General features: G+C 40.2%; 11 protein-coding genes. 2 read left to right on the plus strand and 9 right to left on the minus strand.

Features of this window, described 5'->3' with window-relative positions:
* Positions 1 to 180: 180 nt before the first annotated feature.
* Together H6G69_RS14170 and H6G69_RS14175 are read right to left on the minus strand one after the other, a co-directional pair.
* Positions 181 to 1,827 carry an iron uptake porin gene (locus H6G69_RS14170; protein ID WP_190687788.1) on the minus strand — a complete coding sequence of 549 codons (1,647 nt, stop codon included), beginning with the start codon at positions 1,825 to 1,827 and terminating at the stop codon, positions 181 to 183.
* Positions 1,828 to 2,246: 419 nt separating this feature from the next.
* Complete coding sequence (locus H6G69_RS14175) at positions 2,247 to 3,149, minus strand: choice-of-anchor L domain-containing protein (RefSeq protein WP_190687791.1); 903 nt, start codon at positions 3,147 to 3,149, stop codon at positions 2,247 to 2,249.
* A 1,097-nt stretch (positions 3,150 to 4,246) separates the two neighbouring features.
* Here H6G69_RS14175 and H6G69_RS14180 point away from each other — a divergent pair.
* The gene (locus H6G69_RS14180; protein ID WP_190687793.1) at positions 4,247 to 5,065 is read left to right on the plus strand and encodes a SirB1 family protein; all 819 of its coding nucleotides are present in this window, start codon (positions 4,247 to 4,249) and stop codon (positions 5,063 to 5,065) included.
* A 162-nt stretch (positions 5,066 to 5,227) separates the two neighbouring features.
* On the opposite strand, the gene H6G69_RS14185 is transcribed toward H6G69_RS14180, so the two are convergent.
* From H6G69_RS14185 to dusB, 7 genes are all read right to left on the minus strand, one after another.
* Positions 5,228 to 6,517, minus strand: a complete 1,290-nt coding sequence (locus tag H6G69_RS14185) for a Glu/Leu/Phe/Val dehydrogenase (protein WP_190687796.1) — start codon at positions 6,515 to 6,517, stop codon at positions 5,228 to 5,230.
* 178 nt (positions 6,518 to 6,695) lie between these two features.
* Positions 6,696 to 8,192 (minus strand): carotenoid oxygenase family protein, encoded by a 1,497-nt coding sequence (locus H6G69_RS14190; protein WP_190687799.1) that lies wholly within the window; start codon positions 8,190 to 8,192, stop codon positions 6,696 to 6,698.
* A 47-nt stretch (positions 8,193 to 8,239) separates the two neighbouring features.
* On the minus strand, positions 8,240 to 9,643 hold the full coding sequence (locus tag H6G69_RS14195; RefSeq protein ID WP_190687802.1) for a folate/biopterin family MFS transporter: 1,404 nt from the start codon (positions 9,641 to 9,643) through the stop codon (positions 8,240 to 8,242).
* A gap of 222 nt (positions 9,644 to 9,865) precedes the next feature.
* Positions 9,866 to 12,088 (minus strand): CHASE2 domain-containing protein, encoded by a 2,223-nt coding sequence (locus tag H6G69_RS14200; RefSeq protein ID WP_190687805.1) that lies wholly within the window; start codon positions 12,086 to 12,088, stop codon positions 9,866 to 9,868.
* 80 nt (positions 12,089 to 12,168) lie between these two features.
* Positions 12,169 to 12,942, minus strand: a complete 774-nt coding sequence (locus H6G69_RS14205) for a DUF928 domain-containing protein (RefSeq protein ID WP_190687808.1) — start codon at positions 12,940 to 12,942, stop codon at positions 12,169 to 12,171.
* Positions 12,943 to 13,022: 80 nt separating this feature from the next.
* On the minus strand, positions 13,023 to 13,199 hold the full coding sequence (locus H6G69_RS14210) for a hypothetical protein (RefSeq protein ID WP_190687810.1): 177 nt from the start codon (positions 13,197 to 13,199) through the stop codon (positions 13,023 to 13,025).
* Positions 13,200 to 13,230: 31 nt separating this feature from the next.
* Complete coding sequence (gene dusB / locus H6G69_RS14215) at positions 13,231 to 14,283, minus strand: tRNA dihydrouridine synthase DusB (protein ID WP_190687813.1); 1,053 nt, start codon at positions 14,281 to 14,283, stop codon at positions 13,231 to 13,233.
* Between the two features lie 27 nt (positions 14,284 to 14,310).
* Between dusB and H6G69_RS14220 the strand changes: the two genes are divergently transcribed.
* A complete protein-coding gene (locus H6G69_RS14220; protein WP_190687816.1) occupies positions 14,311 to 14,502 on the plus strand; it encodes a hypothetical protein in 192 nt (63 codons plus the stop codon).
* Positions 14,503 to 14,568 lie beyond the last annotated feature (66 nt).

The following is a 14,568-nucleotide window of genomic DNA, read 5'->3' on the forward strand; positions in this document are numbered from 1 at the left end:
CAAAGTTTATTTGTTAAGTATGGGTGTAGGGAAGAACAAGCCCCCACAAGCAGTGGGTACAGCTTTCCTGCCCTTTATGGCAATTGTGTTGTTAGGGGATACAAGCCCTTAACAACACAGTTTTTCCACTCAGCTACCCCAACACCCTTCTTCTTGAGCAACTCAGATGAATCTAGAGTGTTAGAAATTGAAGGTTGTTCTTAAAGTTCCAATCACTGCATCATCATTGTTATTTTGACCAGGATTGGTTAACCAAATAAGACCTGGGGTAATAGAGATATTGTCGCTGACGCGGTATCTGTAAAAGCCTTCAACGTGGTAGGGAGTATCGCCGCCAACACTACCTGCATAAGGTTGGGCGCCTGCAAAGATGCCCAAGAGATTTCCAGGCTTACCAAAGTCAGGTAAGGCCACTCCTAAACCGTAACTCCAAACTTCATCATCATCACCTGCACCAAAGCCTGTAATGTCACTGTAAAGAACGAAACCGCTAACTGAGAGTTTGTTGCTAGGTTTGAAAGCCGCTTCGATACCATAGGAATTACTGACGTATGGGTTGCCACCACCAACAAAGTTAGCTTGTGCAGTTCCTACAACGCCAGTAGTTGTGGAGGCGGAACCTGCATCGAATAAAACAGTACCACCACCATGATAACCATGAACGTAGGTTGCAGCCAAGGTCAAGCGATCGCCTAAATTAAATGTCAACTGTCCCAATGCTGCATAGTTACCATCAAATAAACCTGAACCTTGATTGGGGTTATTTGCTTCTGATCCTAAGTAGCCCAAGGTTAACGAAGGTTTAAAATTACCACTGCCAAAAGGTATAGTTACACCTGCACCAGCACCACCACCAATGCGATAAATAGGGCTTTCTGAGGCAAAGGTAGATAAAGCTCCATTACCACCGTCATAATCCTCAAAGTAGGGATTGACAGTAGGAACGTAATCACTTTGAATACCACCAGTTGCAGCAACGTAAACTTGAGCGCCACCCAAGGGGAAGTAATAAGCTAACCAATCGATAAAGGCACTATTGTTGTTGCCAGGATTCAAGTTAAATGTTTGCGTACTCTCAAAACTGCCATTTGGTAATGGTAATGCGCCTGCATTCCCAGCTGCAATTCTGGTGTGTAAGACATCTTGCCCAGTGAAGCTGCTTTGCAAATCTAAACGCACCCTGTCTTGAAAGACAGTATTGTTGTTGTCGTTGTCGCCAAAGCTATCAGTAACTGCAAAAATTGCTTCACCGACTAATTTGGTGGTGGTAGAAAATTGATTTGCTTCTAACTCAGCAGTGCGTGTTTCTAAAGCATCAACTCGACCACGTAGAGTTGCTAATTCTGCTTGAAATTCTTCTTGCAAACGCTGAATTGTAGCCAGGTCTTCTTTTCTGGCTAAGTCAGCAGTGGCTGTGGCAATTAGTTCATTTACTCTTTCTAAACAAGCATTCAAACCTGCGGCAAATTCATAACGTGTCATGGCACGATTACCCCGGAATGTGCCGTTAGGATATCCGGCAATACATCCGTAGCGTTCTACTAAAGACTGCAATGCTTGAAATGCCCAGTCTGTTGGTTGCACATCCGAAAATTGCGAAACTGATGTGACTTGGGAGAAGGAATTTTGGTTGTTTCCTTCACGACTATATTGGTTGACTTGCTCGAGAATTCCATTTTCTTCAGTTTTAGCTTGAGCAAGTAACTGTTGATTAGTTTTTGGTGACTCGGTTGCTGTATTTGCCGCCATGACTTTAGCTGTAAATACCACGCTTAGTCCCAAGCATACAGGGGATAGTACTAGTGTCTTCCACAATAAATGAGACATATTCTCTTTCCTCACACTATCTTGTTAGAATGACGCGATCGCTTTCCCTAAAATGTATTTTTTAATACTTTTTTTAGGTTTTTTGATTTTAAAGCTATATGTACCCTAAAATCTATCAAAATAGATTTTTTCCGTGTAAACTCTGAATTTCCTGGTTTTTTGCTGCTGATGCCAGCATTAAATATCGTATTTTTGTAGTCAGTAATAATTATATTATTAATTGTGACAATTAAATTTTGTGGCAATTTACACTGAGAGCCGAGCGCAAGTATCTACTTTGTAAGTGGAGATCGCACTTAGGACTAGACAACCAGAAGCTGTAACGAAATAATCAATAACTCTGGAAACAAGAAAATCCCCATCATAGAAATTAGGGGATTGAAAGCGGATATAGTATATTTGTTCTCAAGCAATAAATATTAAGCTTTAGTTGCTGCTTTTTGTCTGCGTTTTAGGTAAGAATTAGCTGCAACCGCACTAAAAGCTAATAGACCGACAGCTGATGTTGGTTCAGGAACATTTTTGGTTTTTAAAGACTGTCCAGCAAAAGTACCTGCTTGAATAAATACTGCTGAGTCCCAACTATAATCTCCTACATCGGCAATCGCTAGTTTAATATGATGTTTGCCTGGGGTTAACCCTTGAATTTTAGCAGTCATGACTTTTGTAAATCCATCATATTGAATGTTATAAAATGGCCCGCCATCTGATACGTCATTGTTGTTAAAATACTGGGAATTTTTGGCATTTAATCCATAAGGATTACCGCCATTAACAGTATTAATGGAAACTGGTGTGTTTGTTCCGGGAATTAAGGCAATATTTTGGCCATCAACAAAAAAACCAAATACGTCATTATAACTACTATTTACGTATTCGTTATACTCTTCGGAAGCAAAAACATAGTTAAAAAATAAGTTGCCAGTGGTTGAGGTAAAATCAAATTCAAGCACACTAGCATCAGTAGTAACTGCGCCGGAAACTAGAGAATTTAAATTCGAGTCTCCAGGTAGGTTATTAATTGTTGTTTTGCTATCACTGTCATTTGGCCCTACTGCGGATTTAGCATTACCAGTAGTGAGAATAATACCTTGTTCAATACCAATACCAGAGGCTAAACCCCCTGTAAAAATTCCAGAAGCTATTGATGCACCTTTGTAAGTAGCATTAGAGAATGTAATACCTGAGCCTACAATATTGTTAACTAATAGATTAGCGTCACTACTAGTAGTAATATTCACAGCATGAGCAGGCGCAGTTAATAAACCTAACCCTAATAAAGAAAAGGCACTATTCTTGAGAAGATTCTGGATAACTTGCATATCTTTAAAATAATTGAAAGTCAGTAGCAGATGAATAAATCTATTAGGAAAATGCCAGCAAATTTTTCCTTAACACATCAAGTGCTATGGTGAAAAACTTACTTAACTTATCTAGCCTCTAGCTGCGATCGCAGATTATAAATATCTGTGCAATCACTACACATTTACAATCTACTTTTGGTATTCCAAGTCTTTGGGAGTTACTGAATTCTTGCTTGCTCGTATATTTAATTAGATTAATAGTTAACTACTTTCCTGGCTAGTAGAAATACGGTAATTTACCAAATAATTATTTTTTGGCTTTTTTTCATAAACGTCTGAAAAATCCTATCTGTATAAGAATTGACTCAAAATATCAGCTTTTGAATGACTAAAACTTTGTAAAGCTTACTATCTGCTTTAGAGCAATTTAATATATAGCTGAATTCATAATTGTCAGCATTTAATAAAAAATATTTAAAGCATTTTTTCTGTAAAATCTTTATAAAAATATGACAAAAACAAGATTTTAAATTTGGCTTTTAAATAGCAAATTTTTAATAGTAAATACACTGAAAATGGCTGTTATTTTAAATAAAATATTTTGATTATATATATATATAATGTGATATGCGATACTCTTATAACAATCCTATCTGAGTTGTGAGAAAGTATTCTTTTTAACGAACCGCAAAGGACACAAAGCAAGAGAAGGAAGAAAAGAAAGGGAATTTCACAAATTATTTAGGATTGCTATAGGAGTAAAGTGAAAATTGCCAGGTACTTTAAGCGTTGTCATAACGCATTGATAATCTTGATTTTCTCTAACTCCTAAACCCAGCAATAGCCGTAACACACGCTACTATTTACTACAGTTCGATAAATCAAACCTTTTGCTGATTTTTGCTGAAGTCCTAACTAAGTACCAGATAAAAATTGTTGGATAGATTGCTTTGTTTATCTATTGATGAATTTTTGATAAAATTAGAGCCTATATACTTACGTAACGACAAAATCGGCATTTTTGTTGAATGCTATTAACTTAAGATAGAAGTAGATGCAAAAATAGCTCATACCTTATTTGCTTTAGCTTCATATACATACACCAGAGCTTGCTTATGAATTTCTCGTCAGCACGACAATATTTTTACCAAGAGATTCAGCAACCTGACGAGCAGATAAACTTGGCAAAGACAGCTTTGTATATTGCTCAAGAAGAATATCCCAAGCTTGACCCAGAGGAATATATTAATGCCCTCGATACAATGGCACAAGAAGTTCAAGAACGTTTACCTAAGTCTCGATATCCACTGCGGCTAATTCAAAGCCTGAATCAGTATCTTTATGATGACTTAGGATTTTATGGCAATCACTCTAATTACTATGACCCGCGCAACAGCTTTTTAAATGAAGTGATTGACCGACGTACAGGAATTCCCATTACCTTAGCCATAGTTTATTTAGAAATTGCCCAGAGGATTGATTTTCCAATGGTGGGTGTAGGGATGCCTGGACATTTTCTCATTCGCCCTAACATTCCCGATATGGAAATTTTTGTTGATGCTTTCAATCGCGGTGAGGTGATGTTTGCAGAAGACTGCCAAGAAAGATTAACACAAATGTTTCAGCAACCTGTGAGTTTAAAGCCGGAATTTTTAGCTACTGTCAGTAATAGACAGATTTTAGCACGGATACTCACGAACTTGAAGTATATTTATCTCAAACAGCAAAATTTAGAGAAAACACTGGCTGCGGTTGAACGAATTTTATTATTATTTCCGACTGCAATGTTAGAAATCCGCGATCGCGGTTTGTTGTACTATCAACTTGGTTATCATCCCCAAGCCGTTCAAGACTTACAAAATTATCTGGCTAAAGTGCCTGATGCTGAAGATGAGGCAGTCATTCGACGGCTACTCACTGAATTAGATAAGTGAGGGCGTAAGTAGACAAAGAAAAGCCCCAGAGTTGTCATCTGAGGCATCAATCAATCCAGTTAAGTAATCGTTGTGGTTTCCCTTGTTCTTGCTTTGTCCCTCCTTGTCTAAACAGATAAACTTTGATTTCGCTCCAATTCTCTAGGCTTCATCTCCAAACAATTAAGGATAAAGCCCTCTATCATTGAGTGCTTGTGCTACTCGTCCCACACCCAAGGTGTAAGCAGCTAAACGCAAGGGAACTTGCCGTACCTGAGACTGTTGGATAACCTGACGGTATGCTTGCACCATCAAATGTTCCATTTCGCGGTTGACTCTTTCTTCATCCCAAAATAGGTAAGATAAACCTTGCACCCATTCGAGATAACTCACTACCACACCCCCAGCATTCGCCAAAATATCTGGTAAGACAGTTACACCGCGTGCTTCTAAAACTCGGTTGGCTTCTAGAGTTACAGGGCCGTTGGCTGCTTCGGCGATAATTTGCGCCTGTATTTGATGGACATTCTCTTGAGTAATTTGATTTTCTAAAGCAGCCGGAATCAAGACATCACAAGGTAAAGTCAGTAATTCGGCATTACTAATTTCTGTAACGTTGGGGAAGCCTGCAAGATGGTGATGATTTTCGGCAGCGTAAGCTTTTAAAGCTGGGATATCCAACCCATCAGCAGAATATACTCCACCTGTGGCTGTGGAAACAGCTATAACTTTCGCGCCTGCTTGATAGAGTAATTCGGCCGCTGCACCACCAACATTACCAAAACCTTGAATAACAACTCTTACCCCTTCTAAAGTTTTACCTTGGTCTGCTAATGCTTCCCGCACAATAATCATCGTGCCGCGTCCGGTTGCCTTTTCCCTACCGAGGGAACCACCAACAGATAGCGGTTTACCAGTCACAACTCCTGGTACAGCATGACCAACATTCACGGAATAAGTGTCCATCATCCAAGCCATTTCACGGGCAGAAGTACCCATATCTGGCGCAGGGATATCTAGAGAAGGGCCGATATCTTTAATTAATTCGCTGGTGTAACGCCGGGTAATGCGTTCTAGTTCTCCGACACTATAACGTTGTGGATCAATTGCTATCCCTCCTTTCGCACCACCGTAGGGAATACCCAACAACGCACATTTCCAAGTCATCAACATTGCCAGTGCGGAAACTTCCCGCAGCGTCACCGCCGGATGGTAACGAATTCCGCCTTTGTAGGGGCCTAAAATATCAGAGTGTTGGACTCGATGTCCTGCTAATACGCGTATTTCGCCATTATCTAGTTTCACGGGAATGGAAACTGTCACCACCTTGCGTGGATGGCTGAGAATTTCTAATACACCTTGGTCTAACCTTAATTCTTTAGCCGCTGCATCTAAGTAGCTACAAGCTTGATCATAAGGGCATATATGGGCTGGGGTAGCGGCTTCCAGAGGTAATGTAGGTGTTGCAATCATAAAAGTTTCTCCTAATCGCGGTATCTTTGCGAACCGGATACATATATGCCTAGCTTATCCTCTATATCTAAAAAACGAGAATTTTCTGTAGTTTTTGTTACAATTTTATTTTTTGTTAAAAAAAGCACAGTTCTTGTGAAATGTGCTTAATAAACAGTGAAGAATCAATATTTACACATCAGGGATCAATTGGACAGAATACCTGGGAAGTGAAATGACCATGAAAGCCATAGGGTATGTGATGTTTGAGGTGTAGACGAGCGATCGTACCTTTAGCTAAATTACTAGCATCTAAAATTACCACATCTGAACGGTGATGAGCCGCATCATAAACTAAAGTGAGTATCCAACCATCATCTTCTTGTTCAGCATCAGGGCGGGGTACAAAAATTGGTTCGCCCACAAAACCACGGGGTGCATCACTCCAAAGTTGTTTTGCTCCTGTTTCTAAATCTAGTTTGAGAATTGCTTGTCCAGGAGCATGTCCCGTCTCTGCATGAGCCGCAGCTACATACACATAGCGATAATAACGCCCAACTTTACTAGGATTTACACTCGGAAATTCGCAACTATGATTTGTGATTAATTTCTTTTGTACTGTTTGACTATCAAGATTTAGGTGGAACCGCCAAATATTCCCGGGGGGAAACTGCTCAAAATCAACTTGGCGAAAATCGCTGTTTGGTTCTAGTTCGGGAAAGTTCTCATAGCAAATAGTATCAATGAATATTTCATTTCCCACCTCAAAAGCATTGGCGTGATGGAAAATAAAGCCTGCTTGAGTTTCTAATACTTGGATGTTTTGTTGTCCTTTTTGGGAAGTGCGGGGAATTACTAAAATCCGTGTCGGCTTGTTGGGTTGAAACTTGATACTTTCTGCGGCACTACTAATACCTAAAGCAAATAATAAGGGATTAAAGGTGACAGGATTTTGAAAGAATATATAGTAATTGGGTGTAATGACAAAATCGTGAATAAAGCAGAAGCCAGGAATAGTGTAATCATACTTTCTCAGAACTTTACCAATTTGATTAAGTTCCAAAACACTTAGTTTAGTTGATAGCCCTGGGTTGCTGGAAAAGTTCACTAGACAAGGCACGCCCCCATCTTGATAACTACTGGGGTCGATGCGGGGATGGGCGCTAAATGGTTGACGCTCTGATAATAACCCATGAAAATTTTCTCTTCCCAAGGTTTCTAGTGTGTAGGGGTCGAGGCGATAAGGGTCTTCACCTTCCCACAATGCCAAAAGTTTTTCTGCCCAATAAATAACGCTGGTGTTGGCAGTATTTTTAATTTTGAAATCGAAAAGATTCGCTAACCAACCACCGGGTTTTTGAGTGCCAAAAGCACCGCGATATAAAATTTTTCCGGCTTTTTGTTCTGCTAAATAATCATCAGTCTGCACAAAGCGATTACGAAAATGAGCGCGACCTTGATTGAATGTAATGCGGCTAATCATCCCATCGCCATCAATGGGATGATGAATACGTTGTCCATTTATCTCCAATAATCCAGGGCCATTTCTAAAAAGTGTACCTTGGAGTTCTAGAGGGATTTGCCCTTCTATATCATCAATCCAATAGTCATATTCTTGGGGTAGAGATTCATATCCTTTCTGCCAATCTTCAAGTGTGTAGGATTTTTGTAATTCTTGATTTTTTAAATTTTGCATAGTTTAGGATTTGTTTCGCGCAAAGGCGCAAAGGCGCAAAGAGATTTTTATTCAATCACTTGTGATTCTTGTTCTGGGAGGAGTAAATTTTGAATGAATGGTTCGCTGTTAGTTGGTAAGCTTTCGGTTTGGGTGTTGTCTTTGGGTAGCCAATTGAGAAATACCAATGGTAACAAGGTGCTGAGATTGGTGATAGTTACCAAAATCCACAGTGAGTCAAAGTTCCTCTCGGTGATACCTAGCCAGTGCATGATGATGGCTCCAAATTCATAAGAGACCATACCAGCTAAGTTAAAGACGGACATTAATAAGGCGAATAAGGTGGCTTCTACTCCAGGCGGGCAAAGTCTGGCAGCTAATACCAGTACTGGCATATAGGCGATTTGTCCCATCACGGTGAGGATGAGGCTGTCTCCCAAACTAAACCAGCGGTCATCTATACCTAAAGCGCGGTTGGTGTGAGTTACCAAAAGCAGCATTGTCATACCTAAAGCTGCTGAAATTACGGTACTCCAACCAAATATGAGCCGGAATGAAACACTTTTGAGAAAACGTTGAAAAATCCAAATACCTAATAAGGAGGCGAGACTTGTAACTAGGCGGACTCTGCCTAAAAATTCTGGTTCAAAGTGGAGTTCGTTGGTGCTGAAGTAGAAAAAAGCTGATTCGGCGGTTGGGGTAGCTTGCAAAATAAAGACAAAAGCTGCTGGTAGCCAAATTGTTTTTTGGCTGACTGCTTGGCGTAGTTGTTTAAGTTGATGTTTGATACTTAGGTCTTGAGTGTTATTAGTATCGTTAGTTTCTTGATTAACAGGAGATTCAGCAATAAACCAAGCCGCCACAGAGACAATTAATGGAAAAGAAGCGGTAATAAAGAATACTGTACGGGTAGTGAAATGTTCGAGCAAGATGCCACTAAAGTATGCTGTGACTAAACCCCCAACAGCCGATGCACCCCAACATAAAGATTGTAATGAACCTGCATCTGCTTGGGATTCGACTCTGGCTCTTTCGACAACCAGGGAATCGACTATGACATCACTGACAGCTACAGCTAGGGAACTGAGGGCGATCGCGGCGGTTGCAGCCCAGCTACTATTAACTACTGTGGCCATACTCAACCATGCAATAGCACCTAATATCCCAGACAATACTAAATATGGGCGGCGACGATAACCAAAAATCGGTAAGCCATCAGACATAAAGCCAAATAGCGGCTTAATCATCCAAGGTAAGGCGACAACGCCAAATAATGCTGATACCTGCGCCGGACTCAGCATTAATTCATCCTTGAGGAAAAAGCTAACAGCTAAACGCGCCAGTCCTAAAATTCCTTGGACAAAGTAGACGCTAAGAATAGCAATTAACTCGGCACTGGGTTCATGGCCGAAGAAGATTTTTTCGGTTATCGAGTCTTTGACCTTGGACAAGCCAGACGAGTCAATGAGCATTTGATAAATATTTTTTAAGTTTTGTCTACTTTTCTATAATATCGGGAAAGTCTGAAGTCTGAAGTCTGAAGTCTGAAGTATTTTGACAACTGCTGAGGTTTGAATTGCGTCTGCTGGTGCTTGAGCTAACATTTGGCTTTCATGCACTGAGCCAAAACAATCAAGGAAAAAGTCTGATTGATTTACCTGGAGTTAAAAATTTCACACTTCACACTTCACACTTCACACTTCAGACTTGATCAATTTATCTAGAATTGCGATCGCTTTTGGTGGCACAGATGTAAAGCAAATTATCACGATATGTTCGTCAATATCAGATTTTTTCATCACTTTAGCGTAAATAAATTCTTCTGTGGTGAGTTCAGCAGTTAGTAATTTCAGTTTGAGGTTATGGAAAATTTCTAAGGAATTTGGCGATCGCATCTGTGCAACCTTGTCAGAAAGGCTAATCAATTCAGCCTGGAATACTCCGCCACCTGCTTGTTTTCCCTGCAAAACTGTATACTCAATTGGCATTGGTTGATTGAGATTGACCATGCCTGCATCGTCGTTGGGTAAGAACAAGTTATATTGACCACCAACGCCACGAATTTCGTAAATAGTGATTGTTTCTTTGATGCCTTTCGGCTGGATTTCCATTTGGCTACCAATTTGCAGTTCAATGTTGGCATCTTCGAGGGTATTTTTGGAAATTAAAACTTGTCCGCCAACTGTATAAGTTTCTACACGGGAAGCCAAATTAACATGGCTACCAACCACTGTATATTGAGCGCGTTTTTGCGAACCGATATTACCTGCAACGACTTCACCTGTATTAATTCCGATTCCCATTGCTAGGATAGGGAGATTCATTTGGCGATTATGTTCGTTGACTTGCTGCATCGCTAATTGCATCGCCACAGCACAAGCGATCGCTCTTTGAGAATCATCAGGACGATTAATTGGCGCACCGAAGATGACAAAAATACCGTCACCCATGAACTCGTTAATTGTACCTTTGTATTGATTAATGACATCGGTCATGGTTCCGAGGTAAAAATTGAGAATTGTCACAACTTGCTCTGGTGAAAGTTGTTCTGACATAGCCGAGAAGCCGCGTAAATCGGAAAATAGCAACGTAACTTTGCGGCGATCGCCACCTATTTGTAAGCCAGCAGGATTTTCGAGTAAATTAGCAACTACTTCATCTGTGAGGTAACGACTGAAAGTTTTCCGCATTCCCGATGCGCTTTCAGCAATGTATTGTGTCACTGCGATCGCGGAACCTGCCAAAGCCAAAAACGACGGTACAACTGGTAGCCACCAACCAGCCAGAAAAGCCACAAAACTAGTGCCTACCAAAGTGCCAGTTGTTAACACCACATTGATCGGCAAGCGAATTTTTTGATAGCTACTATGGCGTTGTACCCAGCATAAAGTTGCACCTGCGATCGACCAAATCAAAATCGCTACATATTCTAAAGGTTCAGGTAAACATTGAATTTGTTGACGGCCATCTATCGCTGCACTCAAAATTTGACTAATCAAATTTGCATGGATAGTGACACCTGCCATACGTTCGGGATTGGCAAAAACATTACTACTATAAGGTGTATAAAATAAATCTTTTAAGCTCTCAGCCGTTGCCCCAATTAATACCACCTTATCGCGCATAAAGTTAGGCGGAATTCGATTTTCTTGGACTTGGGTTAACGAAATTCTGTGAAACTCTTGAATACGTCCTCGGTAGTTTAACAGCACTTGATAACTGCCAGCATTAGCACGAATATAACCACCATCATTAGGTTCAAAAATCGGGAAAACTCCTTTACCTAACTGCAAATAATTAGGGTTATTTGCTGATGGTTTTTCTGTAATTCCTTCAGGTTTTAAGTACAACAAAGCCAATTTTAACGCAAAACTTTCGATAACCTCTTCATTTTTTGAATTAACGTAGAGCAATCCGCGTCTAATTTTGCCATCCCCATCTAACGGTAAATCATTTGACCCAACTTGATTGCGTTCTTTGAGTACTGGAGCCGCATCAACTGGAGAACTATCAATAGTATCAGATACTTTTTGCACTCCAATTATATTAGGTGTAGATTCAAATACTTTCACTAAAGCTGGATGACCAGGATGAACTGGTAAATCACGATAAATATCTAACCCGATCGCTCTGGGTTTTTGTTGTTTAATTTGCTCTATTAAACTAGCCAAATTCCCATCAGACATTGGCCATTGTGCTTGTTTACGCACATCATCTTCATTAATTTCCACTATGACAATACGGCTATCAACTGGTTCTGATGGACGTAGCAGGAAAAAATGATCCAAAGCAGCTAATTCTAATAATTGCAAACATCCTGTGTATCGTAACCCCAGCACTAAAGCTGTCACACTAGGAACAGCAAATAAAACACCCCGCCATTGCCAAATTCGCGGTTTAATTTTTGACCAATTCATACATTTTTATCATGAAAATTAAAAAGTTAAAAGGCAAAAGATGTGATTTTTGCTGACTTTTGCCTTGGATATTTATCTTGTTATTCTCGACTCACTTTTTCACTTGTACAGCAATCGATAAACTGCTCAGAAGCTAGGGTATTTAATTTCACAGATTTCAATAATGTCCACCAATCCATTCTAAATTTAATATTTTTTGGATCGGTGCGGCGTAAATGTGCTGAAGTAGTTAGGGCTTCATACCAAATACCAGCTTCTGCATAGAGACTAGGCAATTTATTCGGTGGTGCTTTTGCTAAATCTGCGGATAATTTTGCTTCTGCTTTAGTGCGTTCTACCCAGCCATCTACCCAAGGATTGTTACTAGAATCTTGAGAATTACAAACAACAGTCAAATACCAGTGATAAGTTTTACCAAGAGCAAGTTTGGGAGCATTATTTGGTATGGTAAAACTAATAATTCCTGTTTGATTTGGTAGCGTTAAAGTTGTTTCATAAATAGAGTTTTCATCCTTGTCTGCTAAGATAGCAAACTTCGCTGTCTTAACAGTAGATTGCGGCACAAACCAAAAAAATGTCGGGCGTTCGGCTAATGTTAAACCTAGTTTATTTGGAGGTAATAAAGCAACTATTTTTTTATTTCCTTTCAAACAAGCAGAACCGCGAGTAGAACCACCAGCACTTGGAGGCGGATCTGCTCGTTTTGGTGGCTTATATGCTTGGCTAATTTGCCAGGTTTTTTCTCCAGAAAAAGATTCAGCTTTTACCTGTGATGAAAAACTAAAAACTGGCAGTACATCTAAACACAGTAAAGAAGAGACTGCAAAATTGGCGGACGACTTAATCCATTTCATAGTGGTGAGTTTGCCTTGGTTGTTGATTTACCAAAACTACTTATTAGCCCAGGAGTTGAAAAATCCCTGGAATTCAGCAGTCAGCTAAATTTAAGTGTTCCCAAAAGCAAACTCAAAATTCTATTGTCTAAAAATGCTTTGATTTTTCGCAGAATTTCCTTCTTACTCATCCCTGCTAATTCATCTATAATCGCCAAAGCATCACTGTAGCGACCATCTAAAATACTAGCTCTCAAATCTATAAGTTCTTGGGTCATTTTTGATTAACCTGCCAGAAACTTTCGCTAATTATGCCATTTGAAAATTCTCAGCTTCTTCGACCAATTCATAACCATTTGCTAATTTTTCAATTGCTTTGTCAATTAAATCTAAACCTTGTTCAACTGTTTCAATCACGCTTAATTGACCACGTAATTCAGCCGCACCCACGAAACCTTTAGCATACCAAGTCATGTGCTTACGGGCTTGACGTACGCCGCGATCGCCTTTATATTCCCACAAGGCTTGTAAATGATCTCTGGCACATTCCAATCTTTGGATTGGGGTTGGTGGTGCTAAAAGTTCCCCGGTTTTTAAGAAATGGTCAACTTCGCCTACCAAAAACGGATAACCCAAAGTTCCACGGGAACACATTATGCCGTCAGCCCCAGTTTGTTCTAAACATTTCACCGCCGCTTCTACAGAAAATATATCACCGTTGCCAATTACAGGAATTGCCAGCACTTCTTTCACACGGGCTATCCATTCCCAACGGGCGTTGCCATTGTAACCTTGCGCGCGGGTGCGACCATGCACAGTGATCATTTTTGCGCCCGCATCTTCCATCCGCTTGGCAAAGTCGAGAATGGTAATTTCTTTGTCATTCCAACCAATACGGGTTTTCACTGTAACTGGAACATCAACAGCTTTCACTACTTCCCGCACAATTGCTTCGGCGACTTCTGGCTGGCGCAACAGCGAAGAACCACCACCATTTTTAGTAATTTTATTTACCGGACACCCCATATTAATATCAACAGTGTCTGCACCTTCAGCTACGGCTTTGACAGCAGCTTCTGCCAAAAAATCAGGACGACAGTCAAATAACTGAATACTAATCGGGCGTTCGTTGGGGTCTACCTCCATGATTTTGGGTAACTGCTTGACGTAATGCAGCCCTGTGGCGTTAACCATTTCGGTATACATCATAGAATCTGGTGCATAGCGCCGTACCAAACGACGAAACACCAAATCTGTCACCCCAGATAAAGGTGATTGCAGCACTCGGCTGTTGACTTCAAACGAGCCGATTTTTAAAGGTTGGGCGAGTCTAGCTTGCAGACTGGGTGACAGAGTAAGCATATATAAAAGCTGGGGGTTAGAGGCTCGATGTTACCTCTTGAATATATATTTCAGAAATATAATGATATCGCTTTATTTACTAAGCTTGTTGGCAATGGAGGCGATCGCTCAATACAATTTTCGGACAATAAGCCTGGCCCTGGTATAGGAATTATCCCCAATTGCTACATCAAACGGGAGCAAGTTACTTTGACCCCATTGTTCTACGAGTTGATGTAATTGCACGAGTTGAAGTCACTCTACTTAATTAAGATTTCACACTTCATACTTCACACTTCATACTTC

Source organism: Nostoc sp. FACHB-110 (genome assembly GCF_014697425.1).
Taxonomy (GTDB): domain Bacteria; phylum Cyanobacteriota; class Cyanobacteriia; order Cyanobacteriales; family Nostocaceae; genus Nostoc_B.